This window comes from Mycobacterium sp. IDUB_19 (genome assembly GCF_055419445.1).
This window is the reverse complement of the sequence record NZ_JBVAXR010000018.1, coordinates 36,261-54,353: the sequence shown is the minus strand read 5'-3', so window position 1 is coordinate 54,353 and position 18,093 is coordinate 36,261. Positions and strand designations below refer to the sequence as shown.

Genomic DNA, 18,093 nt, shown 5'->3' with positions numbered 1-18,093 from the left:
GCCGGCCACCACGTCAGCTGCTCCCCTTCCCGAATGCACCGGGCAACGTGTCGCGATAGGTCGGTATTCCGGCGACCGACTCGGCCGCCAGCACGCCGACCAGCACCGCGCGGGCCAGGCAATCGGCCGCCGCGGCGCCCACCTCGGTCACCAACCGCGTCTCCGGAGACATCGCGGCGGGCGCATCCGCCGGCGGTGGCACCTCGACCGCCCCGGTGGCCAGGGCGAACACCGCGTCGCCGTCCAGCGGGGTGTGCGCAGGCCGGATGGTGCGGGCCAGCCCGTCCTGGGCGGCGATCGCGATGCGCCGGCACGCCGCCGAGCTCAGCGCCGCGTCGGTCGCAACCACGGCGATCGTCGTGTTGAGCGGTTCGAGCGAAGAACGCAGCTGCGCGAGCGCGTCGATCTGGTCGGCCGGTGGCGGCGTCAGCGCGAACTCCTCGATCAAGTCAGCCATCCACGGCAGCCCGGTGGCCCGGTCAACGACGTCGCCGGCGGAATTGACCACGACGACCGCGCCGACGGTAACGCCGGAGGACAGCGTCGTCGACGCCGTTCCGACACCGCCCTTGAGTACGCCGGCCCGCGCCCCCACACCGGCGCCGACCGTGCCGAGGGCCATCTCGGCGCCGGCGGCCTCGCACGCGGCGTAACCGAATTCCGCAGTCGGCCGGCAAGCCCAGCCGCCGACCGGCAGGTCGAAGATCACCGCGCCCGGCACGATGGGCACCACGCCGCCATCCATCGCCAGGCCTCGCTCGTGTTCCTCCAGCCAGCGCATGACACCGTCGGCGGCCGCCAAACCGTAGGCGCTGCCCCCGGCGAGCAGCACCGCGTCGATGAACCGCACCGTGTTGGCGGGGTCCAGCAGATCGGTCTCGCGCGTCCCGGGCGCGCCGCCGCGGCAATCGACCGCGCCGACGGTCCCCGGCGGTGTCAGCACCACGGTGACGCCGCTGGCCCACCCGGCGCCCATGGACACATCGGGGTCCAGCCGCTGGTAGTGGCCTACGCGAATGCCGCCGACATCGGCGAGCGAGTTCATCCGGTCGGCCATCAAGATGACCGGTGCCCCATCAGCACCAGGACCAGGTACTCCTGCAGGACGGTCAGCCACTGGTAGACGTCGAAATGCGTGGCCATCGGATGTTCGGGCGGCAGCCGTTCCGGCCCGTCCGGCCCGATCTCGAGCATGACCCCCAGCGCCAGCCGAATGTCGTTGACGGCCGAAATCCAGGCATTCGCCTGGTCCTCGGACAGCTCGAACCGTCCGCCGCTTTGCGGAACCGTGCCCAATAACTGCTGTGCCGCAACACGTTTGGCGTCGATGATCTCCGGCTCGTGCAGATTGCGCAGCGCGGCATTGAGACCTTCGGGCGTCTCGATCCCAGCGCCCGAGGCATGCTCGACGTCCGATCGGTAGAAATCGGGCAACAGCCGCCGCAGCGTCGGATCTCCGGGAGGTTCGGAATTTCCGGTCTTGATGCCGGTGATCTCCTCGAGTTCGTCTGGCGGCGAAGCAGATTCGCGTTCGTCGAGCAAGTCGATCAACGCGCCGACCAGGTTCTTGAGCAGGTCGGCCTCATGCGGAGCCAAAGACGACCGGAACCGGGGGCCGTCTGCGGTCTCGACCCGCTTCCATTTGCGCACAAGAAACCCGGATGCCCGCGATCTCACCGGTCCTGCTGCAGCGTCGCCCACAAACCGGCGGCGTGCAGCTTGGACACGTCGACTTCCATTGACTCCCGGCTACCGGCCGACACCACTGCCCTGCCTTCGTTGTGCACCTGCATCATCAGTTTGGTGGCATGCGGCTCGCTGTAGCCGAACAACTTCTGGAACACATACGTCACGTAGGTCATCAAATTGACGGGATCGTCCCACACGATGGTGACCCATGGACTGGCCGTCACCTCGACCGGAGCGGACTCGCGTTGCCCGGTGGTGCCGGGCTTGGTAGGCGCTGACGCAACGACCATGGCCTCCAGGATACCGAGAGACCGGCTGCCCGCGGTCAGCCGTTACCGTTGCGGGATGAACGAGCCGGCCTTAGCTGGGCTGTTGACCGACAAGTACGAGTTGACGATGCTGGCAGCGGCGCTGCGCGACGGGGCGGCCGAGCGCCGGACCACATTCGAACTGTTCGCCCGCCGTCTTCCCGAGGGCCGGCGGTATGGCGTGGTCGCGGGCACCGGTCGTTTGCTGGAAGCTTTGCCGCAGTTCAGATTCGACGACGACGCATGCCAGTTGCTGGCACAATTCCTCGACCCGGACACATTGCATTATCTTCGCGATTTCCGCTTCACCGGCGATATCGACGGTTACGCCGAAGGCGAGCTGTATTTTCCCGGGTCTCCGGTGCTGTCGGTGCGGGGCAGCTTCGCCGAATGCGTGGTGCTCGAAACGCTGGCGCTGTCGATCTTCAACCACGACACCGCCATCGCGTCGGCGGCGGCGCGGATGGTCAGCGCGGCCGGCGGACGTCCGCTGATCGAGATGGGATCACGCCGAACCCACGAACGCGCCGCCGTCGCCGCGGCCCGCGCCGCCTACATCGCCGGGTTCGCCGCGTCATCCAACCTGGAAGCGCAGCGTTGCTACGGAGTACCCGCCGAAGGCACCGCCGCGCATGCATTCACCATGCTGCACACCGGCGAGGGTGGGCCCGATGAGCTCGCGGCATTTCGCGCTCAGGTCGACGCGCTGGGCGTGGGCACCACGCTGCTGGTCGACACCTACGACGTGACAACCGGGGTGGCCAATGCCGTGGCCGCCGCCGGGGCGACGCTCGGGGCGGTGCGGCTGGACTCCGGCGAGCTCGGTGTGCTGGCCCGCCAGGTGCGTGAGCAACTCGACCGGCTGGGCGCTACCCGCACCCGCATCGTCGTGTCCGGCGATCTCGACGAGTTCTCCATCGCCGCGCTGCGTGCCGAGCCGGTGGACAGTTACGGCGCCGGCACGTCGGTGGTGACCGGCTCGGGCGCCCCGACCGCGGGCATGGTCTACAAGCTGGTCGACGTGGACGGCATACCGGTGCAGAAACGCAGCAGCCACAAGGAATCCCACGGCGGCCACAAGGAAGCCCTGCGACTGTCCCGCCCGACCGGCACGATCACCGAAGAGGTCGTCTATCCGGCCGGCAATCCACCCCAGACCACCGAACCGTTCCGGGTGCTGACCGCCCCGCTGGTCCGCGGCGGCGAAGTGGTGGCCGGCACGGACCACGCGACCCTGGCCGCCGCCCGGCAACTGGTGGCATCCGGCCTGCACAGCCTGCCGTGGGAGGGCCTGAAGTTGGCGCACGGCGACCCGGCGATTCCGACGGTGCATATCCCGGTGTGATCACCGGATTCCGATAACTTGGAGCTACTCAAGACGTGGCCGAATCCGCGCGCAACCAAGGGAGTTATCACGTCAGACGTGTCCGCATCCGTGCCCGAGCTGCTGGCCATCGCCGTGGCTGCGCTCGGCGGCAGCGAACGCAGCGGCCAGCTGGAAATGGCCGAGGCGGTCGCGCGAGCATTCGAAACCGGTGAGCACCTTGCCGTGCAGGCGGGCACCGGGACCGGCAAGTCGCTGGCGTACCTGATTCCCGCGATCGTCCACGCGATCACCGACGAGACGCCGGTTGTGGTCTCGACGGCGACGATCGCCCTGCAGCGTCAACTTGTCGATCGCGACTTGCCGCGACTGGCCGATTCACTGGCCGACACACTCCCGCATTCGCCGCGGTTCGCGTTGCTCAAAGGGCGGCGAAACTATCTGTGCCTGAACAAGATCCACAACGGCTCCACCGAAGAGCCGGATGGCGACGAGGAACGGCCACAAGAGAAGCTCTTCAACCCGATGGCGGCCAGCGCCCTGGGCCGCGACGTGCAGCGGCTCACCGCCTGGGCCTCAACGACCGACTCGGGTGACCGCGACGATCTCAAACCCGGTGTGCCAGAACGATCCTGGTCCCAGGTCAGCGTCTCCGCGCGCGAATGCCTCGGTGTGGCCCGCTGCCCGTTCGGCACGGAGTGCTTTTCCGAACGCGCGCGCGGCCGCGCCGGCGTGGCGGACGTCGTCGTCACCAATCACGCCCTACTGGCCATCGATGCGGTCTCCGAATCGACAGTGCTGCCCGAACATTCGCTGTTGGTGGTCGACGAAGCGCACGAGCTGGTCGACCGGGTGACGTCGGTGGCCACCGCGGAGCTGACATCGGCCGGCCTTGGTGTCGCCGCGCGGCGGATCACCCGATTAGTGAATCCGGAGTTGATCCAGCGCCTGGAAGCGACAACCGCCACCTTCGCCGCGGCCATCCATGACGCCACACCGGGTCGTATCGACCACCTCGACGACGAGATGGCGACCTACCTGAGGGCGCTGCGTGACGTGGCCAGCGCGGCGCGGTCCGACATCGACACCACCAGCGATGCGAAGGCAGCCGCCGCACGCGCGGAAGCCGTTGCGGCACTGAGCGAGATCACCGATACCGCGTCGCGGATCCTGACGTCGTTCGGGCCCGCGATCCCCGATCGCACCGAAGTGGTCTGGCTGGACCACGAGGACGTCCGGGGTTCACCGCGACCCGTGTTACGGGTGGCACCGCTGACGGTGGCCGGCTTGCTGCGCAACCATGTGTTCACGCGGTCGACGACCGTGCTGACTTCGGCCACGCTGACGGTCGGCGGTTCCTTCGACGCGATGGCCTCGGCGTGGGGTCTGACCGGACCCGACGAAAGCACGGCCTACCCGTCATGGAGTGGCCTCGACGTCGGCTCGCCGTTCCACCACGCCAAGGCGGGAATCCTGTATGTGGCAGCGCATCTGCCGCCGCCGGGGCGCGACGGCACCGGCTCGGCCGAGCAGCTCACCGAGATCGCCGAACTGATCACCGCCGCCGGCGGGCGCACCCTGGGCTTGTTCTCGTCGATGCGCGCCGCCCGGGCCGCCGCCGACGCCATGCGCGAACGGCTGTCCACGCCGGTGTTGTGTCAGGGCGACGACAGCACCTCGGCGCTGGTCGAACAGTTCAGCGCCGACGTCCAGACCTCGCTGTTCGGCACGCTGTCACTATGGCAGGGCGTCGACGTGCCGGGGCCGTCGCTGTCGTTGGTGCTGATCGACCGGATCCCGTTCCCGCGGCCGGACGACCCACTGCTGAGTGCCCGCCAGCGCGCGGTGGCCGCCCGGGGCGGCAATGGCTTCATGGCCGTCGCGGCCAGCCATGCGGCGCTGTTGCTCGCGCAAGGCTCGGGTCGGCTGCTGCGCCGCGTCACCGACCGCGGCGTGGTGGCAGTCCTCGACTCGCGAATGGTCACCGCCGGCTACGGCGGCTATCTGCGCGCGTCGCTGCCGCCGTTCTGGCAAACCACCGACGCCGCGCAGGTCCGCGGCGCCCTGGAACGGCTGCGCGCCACGCCGGACGGCCTGTCCGTCTGACCCGGTTATCCGGCCAGGGCGACCAGGCCGAGCTCGCTGCCGGCCGCCAGCATCGGGTGATGCGGCAGCACCCGGACCGTGTATCCGACCGCACCCGCCACCGGCAGCGAGGTCGTCGTCGAGAAGACCTGGTTGCCGCCTTCGGCGGTGCCCGTGTACGACATTTCGACGGTGACCGGGTCCAGCAGCGCATCGCCGGAATCGACCCGGCCGACCACCGCCTCCACGGTGACCTCGTCGGGCGCGAGACCGGCCAGCTGCACGGTCGCGGTCAGGGTGAGCTTCGAGCCGAGCACGGGAGTATCGGGCAAGCCGGTGGAATCGACGTCGGTGATATGGACCTTGGGCCACGCCCGCTCGGCGCGCCGCCGATAGTCGGCCAGCTCACGCGCGGCGCCGAACGCGCCGTCACCGCTGTCGGCGATGGTCTTGCGGAGCGACTGCGCCGCCGGCGTGTAGTACTGCTCGACATAGTCGCGGACCATCCGGGAAGCCAGCACCTTAGGCCCGAGCGTTTGCAGGGTGTGCCGCACCATTTCGATCCAGCGCGGCGGCACCCCGTGTTCGTTGCGCTCGTAGAACTTCGGCGCCACCGCTTGTTCGAGCAGGCCATAAAGGGCGGTGGATTCCAGCTCGTCGCGACGCGCCTCGTCGCTGACCCCGTCGGCCGACGGTATCTCCCAACCGTTTTCGCCGTCGTACCACTCGTCCCACCAGCCGTCGCGGATGGACAGGTTCAGCCCGCCGTTGAGCGCGCTCTTCATTCCCGAAGTGCCACAGGCTTCTAGCGGCCGCAGCGGGTTGTTCAGCCAGACGTCGCAGCCCCAATACAGCACCCGGGCCATCGACATGTCGTAGTCGGGCAAGAACGCGATGCGGTGGCGCACCTCGGGCCGGTCGGCGAAGCGCACCACTTGCTGGATCAGGGCTTTGCCCCCGTCGTCGGCGGGGTGTGACTTTCCGGCGACGATCAGCTGGATCGGCCGTTCTTTGTTGAGCAGCAGCTGTTCCAGACGGTCGGGGTCGCTCAGCATCAGCGTCAAGCGCTTGTACGTCGGTACCCGTCGAGCGAACCCGACTGTGAGCACGTCTGGATCGAAAGCCGTTGCAATCCATCCCAATTCAGCATCCGACGCGCCGCGCTCCAGCCACGAACGGCGCAGCCGGCGCCGCACGTCGTCGACCAGGAGCGACCGCAGTTGGGAGCGGATCCACCAGAGATGGGCGGCGTCGACCTCGCGCAGTCGTAACCACACACCCGGGTCGCTGAACGAGTCCGACCCGGCCAGCTCGCGGCCCAGCTGCAGCCATTGCGGCGCCGCCCAGGTGCGGGCGTGCACCCCGTTGGTGATCGACCCGATCGGCACCTCGGCCCGGTCGAATCCCGGCCAGAGCTCGTTGAACATGGCCCGGCTCACTTGGCCGTGCAGCAGCGAGACACCATTGGCACGCTGCGCGAGCCGCAAGCCCATGTGCGCCATGTTGAACTTGGTCTCATCGTCCTCGGCACCGAGCGCGATCACCCGATCGATCGGTACACCGGGCAGCAACGCGGGCTCCTGATCGTCGTTGTCCGCGTCGGTGTGGTCGTCAAAGTAGAGGCGCACCATGTCGACCGGGAAGCGGTCGATGCCGGCGGGCACCGGCGTGTGGGTGGTGAACACGGTGCTGGATCGCACCACCGTCAGAGCGGTGTCGAAGTCCAACCCCGAATTGGTGATCAGCTCGCGAATGCGTTCGGTGCCGAGGAACCCGGCGTGCCCCTCGTTCATGTGGAACACCTCGGGCGCGGGCAGGCCCTCGATGGCGGTGAAGGCGCGAATGGCCCGCACCCCACCGATGCCGGCCAGGATCTCCTGGCGCATCCGGTGTTCCTGGTCGCCGCCGTACAGCCGGTCGGTCACGCTGCGCAGTTCGTGCTCGTTTTCGGGGACGTCGGAATCCAGCAGGAGCAACGGAACCCGGCCCACCTGTGCCACCCAGATCCGAGCGGACAGGCGCGCGGAGTCGGGCAGCGTCAGTTCCACCAGCGCGGGATCCCCGGCGGCATCGGTGAGCAATCGCAGCGGGAGCCCTTGCGGGTCCAGCGATGGATAGGTCTCGTTTTGCCAGCCTTCGGCGGTCAGCGACTGCCGGAAGTATCCGGAGCGGTAGTACAGGCCGACCGCGATCAGCGGGACGCCCAGATCGGACGCGGACTTGAGGTGATCACCGGCAAGGATGCCCAGGCCGCCCGAGTAGTTGGGCAGCACCTCGGCAACGCCGAACTCCATCGAGAAGTACGCGATACCGGTCGGCATCGCAATACCGTCCTGCTGCCGTTGCTGATACCACAGCGGACGACTCAGGTAGTCGTTCAAGTCGGCGGACAGCTCGTCTAGCCAACGCAGGAACTCTTCGTCGAGCGCTAACTCATCGAGACGCGCAGGGTTGACCGCGCCCAGCAACGCCACCGGATCGCTGCCGCAAGTCGCCCACAGCGTCGGATCGATGCTCGCGAACAAGTCTTGCGTCGCTTTGTCCCAGGACCATCGCAAATTAATGGACAGCTGTTCGAGTGCGGCAAGGCGCTCGGGCAGGTGGGCGCGGACGGTAAAGCGACGGAGGGCTTTCACACGTCACCACCTTACTGACGATCGCCAGGCTCGCAGGTTGAGTGTCGACCGTTCGCCGTCGCGCGTGTGTGACCAGACACTAGGGTGGGTACGGGTAGTTACTGGGGCCGCAAAGACGCTTCCCCGGTACAGGAACTTTCCCCACGAGACGATGTTTCCTCACACGGCAGGCGGTCCGCGACGCAGCACAATCCGCGGTTTGCCCGCAAACAATCGGACGGAACGGAGTGGTGGTGCCCGGTCGCGTCGAGATCGATAACGTCCAGCCCGTCGTTTCCTGCGGCGCATACCCCGCCAAGGCGGTGGTCGGAGAGACGGTCCCGGTCAGCGCCGCAGTTTGGCGAGAAGGCCATGACGCCGTGGCGGCAACCCTGGTCGTGCGCTACCTGGGGCCGCGCTACCCGCAGGTCACCGAGACCCGCCGGGTCACAGCGGTCCAGGCGCCCGAAAAGCTGGCGTCGCCGCTGGACACCAAGCCTGCCGAGCGCATCAAACCGCTGCAGCTGCCGATGACGATGGGCCTGGAACCTTTCGTTTTCCATGGTCAATTCACCCCCGACCGGGTTGGGCTCTGGACCTACCGCGTGGACGGCTGGGGCGACCCGATGCACACCTGGCGGCACGGACTGCTCGCCAAGCTGGACGCCGGACAAGGCGAAAAGGAATTGTCCAACGATCTCCTGGTGGGTGCCGGGCTGTGCGAGCGCGCCGCGACCGGGGTCCCCCGCGCGAATCGCGATCCGCTACTGGCTGCCGCGGCCGCGCTGCGGGCCCCCGGCGACCCGGTGACGCGCAGCGCGCTGGCGCTGGCTCCCGAAATCGAGGAGATCCTGGACAGCTACCCGCTGCGCGAAATCGTCACCCGCGGCGAGCAGTACGGGGTTTGGGTCGATCGGCCGCTGGCCCGGTTCGGCTCATGGTACGAGATGTTTCCGCGTTCGACCGGCGGCTGGGACACCGACGGAAACCCGGTGCACGGCACCTTCGCCACGGCAGCCGCGGATCTTCCGCGCATCGCCGACATGGGATTCGACGTCGTGTACCTGCCGCCGATTCATCCGATCGGCAAGGTACACCGCAAGGGGCGCAACAACTCCCCCACCGCCGCTCCGACAGATGTGGGATCTCCCTGGGCAATTGGTAGCGACGAAGGCGGCCACGACGCGATTCATCCGGACCTGGGCACCATCGACGATTTCGACAAATTCGTTGCCGCGGCACGCGATCTGGGCATGGAGGTCGCCCTGGACCTGGCTCTGCAATGCGCCCCGGATCACCCCTGGGCGCGCGATCACCGGCAATGGTTCACCGAATTGCCGGACGGCACCATCGCTTACGCGGAGAATCCGCCGAAGAAATACCAGGACATCTATCCGCTCAACTTCGACAACGATCCAGCGGGCCTTTACGACGAGGTACTGCGCGTGGTCCGGCACTGGATTGACCACGGCGTCAAGTTCTTTCGGGTCGACAACCCGCACACCAAGCCGCCCGACTTCTGGGCGTGGCTGATCGCTCAGGTCAAAGACACCGATCCCGACGTGCTGTTCCTGTCCGAGGCGTTCACCCCGCCGGCCCGCCAGTACGGACTGGCCAAACTCGGCTTCACCCAGTCGTACAGCTACTTCACCTGGCGCACCGCCAAATGGGAACTCACCGAATTCGGCAACGACATTTCCGCGCTCGCGGACTTCCGGCGCCCGAACCTGTTCGTCAACACCCCCGATATCCTGCACGCCATCCTGCAGCACAACGGTCCCGGCATGTTCGCCGTCCGCGCTGTGCTGGCGGCCATGATGAGTCCGGCCTGGGGCGTCTACTCGGGCTACGAGCTGTTCGAACACCGCGCGGTACGCGAGGGCAGCGAGGAATACCTGAACTCGGAGAAGTACGAATTGCGTCCGCGCGACTACGCCGCCGCGCTCGCCGAGGGCAGGTCGCTCGAGCCGTTCCTCGCTCGTCTCAACGCAATTCGCCGAGTACATCCTGCACTGCAGCAGCTACGCACCATCTATTTCCACGGCGTCGACAACGACGCGTTGCTGGCCTTCAGCAAGTTCGACCCGGCCACCGGAGACTGCGTGTTGGTGGTGGTGACGCTCAACGCATTCGGGCCCGAGGAAGGCACGGTGTGGTTAGACATGGCGGCATTGGGTATGGAGCCCTATGAGCGGTTTTGGGTGCGCGACGAGATAACAGGCCAGGAATTCCAGTGGGGGCAGTCAAATTACGTTCGCATCGATCCCGGACAGGCTGTCGCCCACATCATCAATATGCCACTCATCCCGCAGGAATCTCGAAACACATTGCTGCGCAGGAGGTAACAGGGCCCGGAAGGGGATACAAGCATGAGTCGAACCGAGAGCCGAACCGATCAACCCGCCACCACGCACCTGGCGCCCGACCCGGGCGACCTGGCCCGCCTGGTGGCCGGCACCCATCACAATCCACATAGCGTCCTGGGCGCTCACGAGTACGGCGACCACACGGTCATCCGGGCATTCCGCCCGCATGCGCAGGAAGTCGTCGCGCTCGTCGGTGACGACGAGTTCGGACTGCAGCACCTCGAATCCGGCTTGTTCGCTGTCGCGCTGCCGTTCACGAATCTGATCGACTACCGGCTGCGGGTGGACTACGGCTCCGGCGGCTACGTCACCGCCGACGCCTACCGCTTCCTGCCCACGCTGGGCGAGATCGACCTGCACCTGTTCTCCGAGGGCCGGCACGAGCGACTCTGGGAAGTCCTCGGCGCCCATCCCCGCTCGTTCACCACGGCCGACGGCGTCGTCAACGGCGTGTCGTTCGCCGTGTGGGCGCCTAACGCCCAGGGCATCAGCTTGATTGGTGAATTCAACGGCTGGACCGGCACCGAAGCCCCGATGCGGGTGCTGGGCTCCACCGGGGTGTGGGAGTTGTTCTGGCCCGAATTCCCGGCCGACGGTCTGTACAAGTTCCGCGTACATGGCGCCGACGGCGTCGTTACCGAACGGGCCGACCCGTTCGCCTTCGCCACCGAGGTACCGCCGCACACCGCGTCGCGGGTGACGACGAGCAGGTACACCTGGACCGACGAAGACTGGATGACGCAGCGCGCACAGCGCAATCCGGTGTTCGAGCCGATGAGCACCTACGAGGTGCATCTCGGCTCGTGGCGACCGGGGCTGACCTACCGCCAGCTCGCCACTGAACTGACGAATTATGTTGTAGAGCATGGGTTTACCCATGTCGAGCTGCTGCCGGTGGCCGAGCATCCCTTCGCCGGATCGTGGGGCTATCAGGTCACGTCGTACTACGCGCCGACATCACGATTCGGCACTCCGGATGATTTTCGGGGGCTCGTCGATGCGCTGCACCAGGCGGGCATCGGCGTCATCGTGGACTGGGTCCCGGCGCACTTCCCCAAAGACGCATGGGCGTTGGGCCGCTTCGACGGCACACCGCTTTACGAGCATTCCGACCCCAATCGCGGCGAGCAACTCGACTGGGGCACCTACGTTTTCGACTTCGGCCGCCGCGAGGTACGCAACTTCTTGGTCGCCAACGCGTTGTACTGGCTCGAGGAGTACCACATCGACGGCTTACGGGTGGACGCCGTGGCGTCGATGCTCTACCTGGATTACTCACGCCCCGAGGGCGGCTGGACGCCCAACATCTATGGCGGGCGCGAAAACCTCGAAGCGGTGCAGTTCCTGCAGGAGCTGAACGCCACGGCCCACAAGGCCGCGCCGGGTATCGTCACGATCGCCGAGGAGTCGACGTCGTGGCCCGGTGTAACGCGGCCGACCACCCTTGGCGGCCTGGGCTTTTCGATGAAGTGGAACATGGGCTGGATGCACGACACGCTCGACTACATCAGCCGCGATCCGATCTACCGCAGCTTCCACCATCACGAGATGACATTCTCGATGCTGTATGCGTTCAGCGAGAACTACGTGCTACCGCTCAGCCACGACGAGGTGGTGCACGGCAAGGGCACACTGTGGGGCCGGATGCCGGGGAACAATCACGTCAAAGCCGCCGGACTGCGCAGCCTGCTCGCCTACCAGTGGGCCCACCCCGGTAAGCAATTGCTGTTCATGGGCCAGGAATTCGGCCAGCGCGCAGAATGGTCCGAGCAGGGCGGTTTGGACTGGTGGCAGCTCGACGAGCAAGGCTTCTCCAACGGGGTGCTGCGTTTCGTGCGCGACCTCAACGCCATCTACCGCGACCATGCTGCGCTGTGGAGCCGCGACACCACGCCCGAAGGCTATTCCTGGATCGACGCCAACGATTCCGGCAACAACGTGCTGAGCTTCCTGCGTTACGGCAACGACGGCTCGGTAATGGCATGCGTATTCAATTTCGCGGGCGCGGAGCATAGCGGCTACCGGCTCGGCCTGCCCACCGCGGGCCGCTGGCGCGAGGTGCTCAACACCGATGCGACGGACTACAACGGTTCCGGAATCGGCAATCTCGGCGGTGTCGACGCCACCGACGACCCGTGGCACGGCCGCCCGGCCTCGGCGCTGCTGGTGTTGCCGCCCACGTCGGCCCTGTGGCTGGAACCCGAGTAATCAGTACAGCGCGTTGGCGAGGTTTCGCCGACCGACGATGACCTCGGGGTCGGCGGGATCGAAGAGTTCGAACAACTCGATCAGCCGGGTTCGCACTTGGATGCGCTCATCCCCAGATGTGCTGCGCACCAACGTGGTCAAGCGCTCGAACGCCGCGCTCACATCCTGGTTGAGGATTTGCACATCGGCTGCGGCGAAGGCGGCTTCGATGTCACCCGGAGCGGCGTCGGCGACGGCCACGGCATCGGGACGCTGTGCGGTTGCGCGCGTGAGGAAGTCGATCTGGCGGATCGCAGCCTTCGCCTCGACACTGTCGGGGTTGGTATCCAGCAACGCCTGATAGGACTGTTTGGCCGCATCGAAGTCACCGGCCTCGAGCTGCTGGCGGGCTTGGGCCAACTCCGGATCGACTTCCTCACCGTCGTCGGAACCGGTTGCGCCCTTTAGCTTTCCGGCCGTGGCCGACAGCAGTTGGTCCAGCCAGTTGCGCAGCTGGTCGGCGGGCTGTACGCCTTGGAAGCTGGACAGCGGCTGCCCGGCGGCCAGGGCGACGACGGTGGGGACCGCTTCGACGCCGAAAATCTGGGCCACTCTGGGCGCCACGTCGACGTTGACCGTGGCCAGCGACCATTTGCCGTCGTCCTCGGCGGCCAGGCCGGCCAGCGTGTCGATCAACTGCACGCAGGCCTCGCTGCGCGGCGACCACAACGCGACCACGACGGGGACTTCGTCGGAGCGAACCAGCACTTCGCCTTCGAAATTGGCCTCGGTGACCTCGGTGGTCCCCGGCCCCGCCGGCGCTGATGGGCCCGGGGCACCCCCGGCTGAGGCGCTCTGCTGAGCACGCTGCTTAAGACCGGACAGGTCGACCGCACCAGTCAGCGCGGGCCCGATCGGTGATCTCGGACGCGTCACGCCGTCAAGTCTGTCATGTGTGGCGACTAGCGAGCCACCCGGTGGCGCGGGCGCTCCGCCACTGGGGAATTCGGCCGGAAATCCGCGCCGTGAGCGGCCCTGCTCGGCTCATATGAGCAAAATCACAACGATCCCGGTACGTCGCCGTCCAGCAACGCTGACCGGTGGTCAGCCTGGATTAGCCGGCCCGCAGAATCAGCGCATCGCCCTGGCCGCCGGCCCCGCACAGCGCCGCAACCCCGTAGCCCGAGCCGCGGCGGGCCAGTTCCAGCGCCACGTGCAGCGTGATCCGGGCACCCGACATGCCGATGGGGTGTCCCACCGCGATCGCGCCACCGTTGACGTTGACGATCTCGGGGTTCAACCCGAGTTCGCGCGTAGAGGCCAACGCCACCGCCGCGAACGCCTCGTTGATCTCGACCACATCGAGCTGGTCAACGGTGATGCCCTCGCGGTCGAGTGCCTTCTTGATCGCGTTGGCCGGCTGCGATTGCAGTGTCGAGTCGGGCCCCGCCACGACGCCGTGAGCGCCGATCTCGACCAGCCAGGACAGCCCCAGCTCCTGCGCCTTTTCCTTGTTCATCACCACGACCGCGGCGGCCCCGTCGGAGATCTGCGACGCCGAGCCCGCGGTGATGGTGCCGTCGCGGCGAAATGCCGGTTTCAGACCGGCCAGCGACTCCGCGGTGGTGTTTGCCCGAATCCCCTCGTCCTCGCCGAACTGCAGCGGATCACCTTTGCGCTGCGGGATGTTCACGGGCACCACTTCGTCGGTGAAGACGCCGTCCTTCCACGCCGCGGCCGCCTTTTGATGCGACTGCGCAGCGAACTCGTCCTGCTCGACGCGGGTGAACTTGTCGACGTCGTTGCGCTGCTCGGTGAGTGCGCCCATCGGCTGGTCGGTGAACACGTCGTGCAGGCCGTCGTAGGCCATGTGATCGAGCACCGTCACGTCCCCGTACTTGTAGCCGGCACGGCTGTCCATCAGCAAATGGGGTGCCTTCGTCATGGACTCCTGACCACCGGCCACCACCACGTCGAACTCCCCGGCGCGAATCAGCTGGTCAGCGAGCGCAATGGCGTCGATGCCGGACAGGCACATCTTGTTGATGCTCAGTGCCGGCACGTCCCAGCCGATGCCGGCCGCTACCGCAGCCTGGCGGGCGGGCATCTGGCCGGCCCCGGCGGTCAGCACCTGGCCCATGATCACGTACTGGACCGCAGCAGCCGGGACATTGGCCTTCTCCAGCGCACCGGCGATCGCGATCGCACCCAGATCACTGGCCGAAAAATCCTTCAGCGAACCCATCAACTTGCCGATCGGGGTCCGCGCTCCAGCAACGATCACCGATGTCGTCATAACAACCTCCTAGCGACGCATGGACGGCCGGTTCGGCCTCCCCGAGAAGCGCAATCTTTGCCGCCAGGTTACCTTTATGTGATGACGACCGACCAAGTTGACGCCCGTCAGTTGCTGGCCACCTCGCTGGTGACGGCGATCGATCACGTCGGCATCGCCGTCGCCGACCTCGACGCGGCCATCGCCTGGTATCACGACACCCTCGGCATGATCCTGGTGCACGAGGAAGTCAACGAGGACCAGGGAATTCGCGAAGCAATGCTGTCGGTGGCCGGCGCGAACGGCGGCCCAGCGCAGATCCAGTTGATGGCCCCGATCGACGAGTCCTCGACGATCGCGAAGTTCCTGGACAAGCGCGGACCGGGCATCCAACAGCTGGCCGTCCGGGTCAGCGACCTCGACGCCCTCTGCGAGCAGCTGAGCGAACAGGGCGTTCGGCTGGTCTACGAGGCGCCGCGGCGCGGCACAGCGAACTCGCGGATCAACTTCATCCACCCCAAGGACGGCGGCGGGGTGCTGATCGAGTTGGTCGAGCAGGCTTCCTAGCCGCGCACTGAATTCACGACCACTTTCGGGTCGGGCCGCGGTTTGCCCGATTAGTCCAGCACGGCGTGTGCCAATGCCGTCGATCGTCTTCTCTTGTTTGCGGCCCGCCTCCGGCTGTGTCCGCCGGCCACACCACCAGATGTGCGACGCCGGAACGGATTTCGTGATCGCAACCGGGGCAGCGGTAGGTCTTGACGGCACGCGCGCCCGCCACCGGGCGCACTTCGTAGTCGTGACCATCGGGCCCGGTTTCCACCCGACGCAAGGGCGACAGCGAGGGCAGCTGTTGCCGGCGTGGCGGTGTGCGGCGTCGAGCCATGCCGGCAATTCTAATCGGGCAAATCAGAACAGCCGGTACTCGTCGCTGTCCATTCCCCGCATCTTGTCGTAATCCAATGTGAGGCAACGAATCCCACGATCGGTGGCTAAAGTTCGCGCCTGAGGTTTAATCTGCTGCGCGGCGAACACTCCCTTGACCGGCGCGAGAACACTGTCGCGGTTCAGCAATTCGAGATAGCGGGTGAGCTGCTCCACGCCGTCGATCTCGCCACGGCGCTTGATCTCCACCGCAACCGAGCCACCCTGCTCGTCGCGGCACAACAGATCGACGGGCCCGATCGCGGTCATGTACTCGCGACGGACCAACGTATATCCCGCACCCAGCAGCTGGACGTGTTCGGCGAGCAATGCCTGCAGGTGAGCTTCCACCCCGTCCTTGACCAGCCCGGGATCGACGCCCAGATCGTGGCTGGAGTCGTGCTCGATCTCCTCGACGGTGATGCGCAGCTGTTCGCCCGCCTTGTTCTCGACCACCCATACCGGCGTCTCGCCATTGACCTCGTCGGTCAACCAGCACGGCGGACTCATCCAGTTCAACGGCTTGTACGCGCGATCGTCGGCATGCACGCTGACCGATCCATCGGCCTTGAAGAGCAACAACCTACGCGCCGACGGCAGATGCGCCGTGAGCCGGCCAACGTAGTCGACGGTGCACTGGGCGATCACTAGACGCACCCGATTCACCTTAGAGCGTCGTCAACGAATTAGGCTGGCGCCACCATGTCGGCCAACAAGACCTTGGCGCAACGCTTGGGCCGGGTGCTCGAGACGGTGACACGTCAGAGCGGCCGGCTGCAAGAGACGCCTGCCTATGGTTCCCTGCTGCTAGGCCGGGTGTCCGAGAGCCAGGCCCGCCGCCGGGTACGAATCCAGCTCATCCTGACCACCTTCATCCTGGCGACGAACCTGATCGGGATCGGCGTGGCCGTGCTGCTGCTGGCCGTCGCGTTGCCTTCGCCCAGTGTCTTCAGCGACGCGCCGCGGTGGCTCACCTTCGCCGTCGCGCCCGGATACATCGCCGTCGCGCTGGCGCTCGGGGCCTACTGGATCACCCACCGGACGATGGCCGCCCTGCGCTGGGCGATCGAGGAGCGCAAGCCCACCCTTGACGACGAGCGCAACACCTTCCTGGCCCCGTTCTGGCTCGCGATCGGGGTGCTCATTCTCTGGGGCATTGGCACGGCATTGCTGACGACGCTGTACGGGTTGACCAACACACTGTTCATCCCGATCGTGGGTTTCTCCGTGGGGATCTGCGGGATTCTGGTGGCCACCGCGAGCTACCTGTTTACCGAGTTCGCCTTGCGTCCGGTGGCCGCCCAAGCTCTCGAGGCCGGACGAGCCCCACAGCGGCTGGCTCCGGGCATCATGGGCCGGACCCTGACCGTCTGGCTGCTGAGCTCCGGTGTCCCGGTGCTGGGCATCGCGCTGATCGCGTTCTTCGCGCTGGTGCTGGGAAATCTTTCCGAGACCCAACTCAGCGTGGCGGTGCTGATCGTCTCGTGTGCGGCGCTGATCTTCGGGTTCGTCCTGATGTGGATCCTGTCCTGGCTGACGGCGACACCCGTGCGGGTGGTGCGTGCGGCTCTCAAGCGGGTCGAGCAGGGCGATCTGCGGGGTGACCTGGTGGTGTTCGACGGCACCGAGCTCGGCGAGCTGCAGCGCGGTTTCAACGCGATGGTCGACGGGCTGCGCGAGCGAGAACGCGTGCGCGATCTGTTCGGCCGCCACGTCGGGCGCGAAGTCGCCCTGGCCGCCGAACGCGATAAACCGAAACTGGGTGGGGAAGAACGCCACGTCGCCGTCGTGTTCATCGACATCGTCGGCTCCACACAATTGGTGACCAGCCAACCGCCTGCCGAAGTCGTTCAGATACTCAACCGCTTCTTCGCGATCGTCGTCGAGGAGGTCGACCGACAACACGGACTGGTCAACAAGTTCGAAGGCGACGCATCGCTGGCCATCTTCGGCGCTCCGAATCACCTCGACTGTCCCGAAGACGATGCGCTGGCCGCGGCCCGCGCCATCTGCAACCGGATGGCGGCCGAAATGCCCGAGCTCGAGGCCGGTATCGGCGTGGCGGCCGGACAGGTCGTCGCCGGCAACGTCGGCGCCAAGGAACGCTTCGAGTACACCGTGATCGGTGAACCGGTCAACGAGGCGGCCCGGCTGTGCGAGCTGGCCAAGTCACGCCCGGGCCGATTGCTGGCGACTGCGGAAACCGTCCAGGGTGCAAGCGAAAGTGAGCGCGCCCGTTGGTCCTTGGGTGAGACCGTGACACTGCGCGGGCATGACCACCCGACCCGGCTGGCCTCACCGGAAATCGGCAGGTAGTTTC

General features: G+C 66.7%; 14 protein-coding genes. 6 read left to right on the top strand and 8 right to left on the bottom strand.

Annotated features, from left to right (window positions below; all coding sequences use genetic code 11):
• Positions 1 to 13: 13 nt before the first annotated feature.
• From ACZY0B_RS15925 to clpS, 3 genes are read right to left on the bottom strand one after another with little or no spacing between them, the layout of a single operon-like run.
• On the bottom strand, positions 14 to 1,045 hold the full coding sequence (locus ACZY0B_RS15925) for a P1 family peptidase (protein WP_463765142.1): 1,032 nt from the start codon (positions 1,043 to 1,045) through the stop codon (positions 14 to 16).
• Positions 1,046 to 1,056: 11 nt separating this feature from the next.
• Positions 1,057 to 1,650: an oxidative stress transcriptional regulator AosR gene (aosR, locus tag ACZY0B_RS15920; RefSeq protein WP_463765141.1), complete on the bottom strand. Its 594-nt coding sequence runs from the start codon at positions 1,648 to 1,650 to the stop codon at positions 1,057 to 1,059.
• A 23-nt stretch (positions 1,651 to 1,673) separates the two neighbouring features.
• Positions 1,674 to 1,979, bottom strand: a complete 306-nt coding sequence (gene clpS, locus ACZY0B_RS15915) for an ATP-dependent Clp protease adapter ClpS (protein WP_463765097.1) — start codon at positions 1,977 to 1,979, stop codon at positions 1,674 to 1,676.
• Positions 1,980 to 2,034: 55 nt separating this feature from the next.
• Here clpS and ACZY0B_RS15910 point away from each other — a divergent pair, with 55 nt between their 5' ends.
• Together ACZY0B_RS15910 and ACZY0B_RS15905 are read left to right on the top strand one after the other, a co-directional pair.
• The gene (locus ACZY0B_RS15910; RefSeq protein WP_463765096.1) at positions 2,035 to 3,342 is read left to right on the top strand and encodes a nicotinate phosphoribosyltransferase; all 1,308 of its coding nucleotides are present in this window, start codon (positions 2,035 to 2,037) and stop codon (positions 3,340 to 3,342) included.
• Between the two features lie 66 nt (positions 3,343 to 3,408).
• The gene (locus ACZY0B_RS15905; RefSeq protein ID WP_463765140.1) at positions 3,409 to 5,427 is read left to right on the top strand and encodes an ATP-dependent DNA helicase; all 2,019 of its coding nucleotides are present in this window, start codon (positions 3,409 to 3,411) and stop codon (positions 5,425 to 5,427) included.
• Between the two features lie 5 nt (positions 5,428 to 5,432).
• Here the strand turns inward: ACZY0B_RS15905 and glgP are convergent, their stop codons facing one another.
• Complete coding sequence (gene glgP, locus ACZY0B_RS15900; RefSeq protein ID WP_463765095.1) at positions 5,433 to 8,042, bottom strand: alpha-glucan family phosphorylase; 2,610 nt, start codon at positions 8,040 to 8,042, stop codon at positions 5,433 to 5,435.
• A 233-nt stretch (positions 8,043 to 8,275) separates the two neighbouring features.
• On the opposite strand from glgP, the gene ACZY0B_RS15895 reads away from it, so the two are divergent.
• Both ACZY0B_RS15895 and glgB read left to right on the top strand, forming a co-directional pair.
• Positions 8,276 to 10,366, top strand: coding sequence for an alpha-1,4-glucan--maltose-1-phosphate maltosyltransferase (locus ACZY0B_RS15895; RefSeq protein WP_463765094.1), 2,091 nt, complete (start codon positions 8,276 to 8,278; stop codon positions 10,364 to 10,366).
• A 24-nt stretch (positions 10,367 to 10,390) separates the two neighbouring features.
• Positions 10,391 to 12,595, top strand: a complete 2,205-nt coding sequence (glgB, locus tag ACZY0B_RS15890) for a 1,4-alpha-glucan branching protein GlgB (protein ID WP_463765093.1) — start codon at positions 10,391 to 10,393, stop codon at positions 12,593 to 12,595.
• Here the strand turns inward: glgB and ACZY0B_RS15885 are convergent, their stop codons facing one another.
• Together ACZY0B_RS15885 and ACZY0B_RS15880 are read right to left on the bottom strand one after the other, a co-directional pair.
• Positions 12,596 to 13,510 carry a co-chaperone YbbN gene (locus tag ACZY0B_RS15885; RefSeq protein ID WP_463765092.1) on the bottom strand — a complete coding sequence of 305 codons (915 nt, stop codon included), beginning with the start codon at positions 13,508 to 13,510 and terminating at the stop codon, positions 12,596 to 12,598.
• 178 nt (positions 13,511 to 13,688) lie between these two features.
• Positions 13,689 to 14,870, bottom strand: coding sequence for an acetyl-CoA C-acetyltransferase (locus ACZY0B_RS15880; RefSeq protein WP_463765091.1), 1,182 nt, complete (start codon positions 14,868 to 14,870; stop codon positions 13,689 to 13,691).
• A 78-nt stretch (positions 14,871 to 14,948) separates the two neighbouring features.
• Here ACZY0B_RS15880 and mce point away from each other — a divergent pair, with 78 nt between their 5' ends.
• Positions 14,949 to 15,416 (top strand): methylmalonyl-CoA epimerase, encoded by a 468-nt coding sequence (gene mce / locus ACZY0B_RS15875; RefSeq protein WP_463765090.1) that lies wholly within the window; start codon positions 14,949 to 14,951, stop codon positions 15,414 to 15,416.
• Between the two features lie 13 nt (positions 15,417 to 15,429).
• Here mce and ACZY0B_RS15870 read toward each other — a convergent pair whose 3' ends face one another.
• Positions 15,430 to 15,735, bottom strand: a complete 306-nt coding sequence (locus tag ACZY0B_RS15870; protein ID WP_463765089.1) for a hypothetical protein — start codon at positions 15,733 to 15,735, stop codon at positions 15,430 to 15,432.
• Between the two features lie 23 nt (positions 15,736 to 15,758).
• Positions 15,759 to 16,430, bottom strand: a complete 672-nt coding sequence (gene nucS, locus ACZY0B_RS15865) for an endonuclease NucS (RefSeq protein WP_463765088.1) — start codon at positions 16,428 to 16,430, stop codon at positions 15,759 to 15,761.
• Between the two features lie 45 nt (positions 16,431 to 16,475).
• Here nucS and ACZY0B_RS15860 point away from each other — a divergent pair, with 45 nt between their 5' ends.
• A complete protein-coding gene (locus tag ACZY0B_RS15860; RefSeq protein ID WP_463765087.1) occupies positions 16,476 to 18,089 on the top strand; it encodes an adenylate/guanylate cyclase domain-containing protein in 1,614 nt (537 codons plus the stop codon).
• The last annotated feature ends 4 nt before the right edge of the window (positions 18,090 to 18,093 follow it).

Excerpts from the sequence above, each read along its gene's own strand:
- ACZY0B_RS15925 (WP_463765142.1), bottom strand. The coding sequence starts at position 1,045 with ATGAACTCGCTCGCCGATGTCGGCGGCATTCGCGTAGGCCACTACCAG.
- clpS (WP_463765097.1), bottom strand. The coding sequence starts at position 1,979 with ATGGTCGTTGCGTCAGCGCCTACCAAGCCCGGCACCACCGGGCAACGC.
- ACZY0B_RS15910 (WP_463765096.1), top strand. The coding sequence starts at position 2,035 with ATGAACGAGCCGGCCTTAGCTGGGCTGTTGACCGACAAGTACGAGTTG.
- glgB (WP_463765093.1), top strand. The coding sequence starts at position 10,391 with ATGAGTCGAACCGAGAGCCGAACCGATCAACCCGCCACCACGCACCTG.
- ACZY0B_RS15880 (WP_463765091.1), bottom strand. The coding sequence starts at position 14,870 with ATGACGACATCGGTGATCGTTGCTGGAGCGCGGACCCCGATCGGCAAG.
- ACZY0B_RS15870 (WP_463765089.1), bottom strand. The coding sequence starts at position 15,735 with ATGGCTCGACGCCGCACACCGCCACGCCGGCAACAGCTGCCCTCGCTG.
- ACZY0B_RS15860 (WP_463765087.1), top strand. The coding sequence starts at position 16,476 with ATGTCGGCCAACAAGACCTTGGCGCAACGCTTGGGCCGGGTGCTCGAG.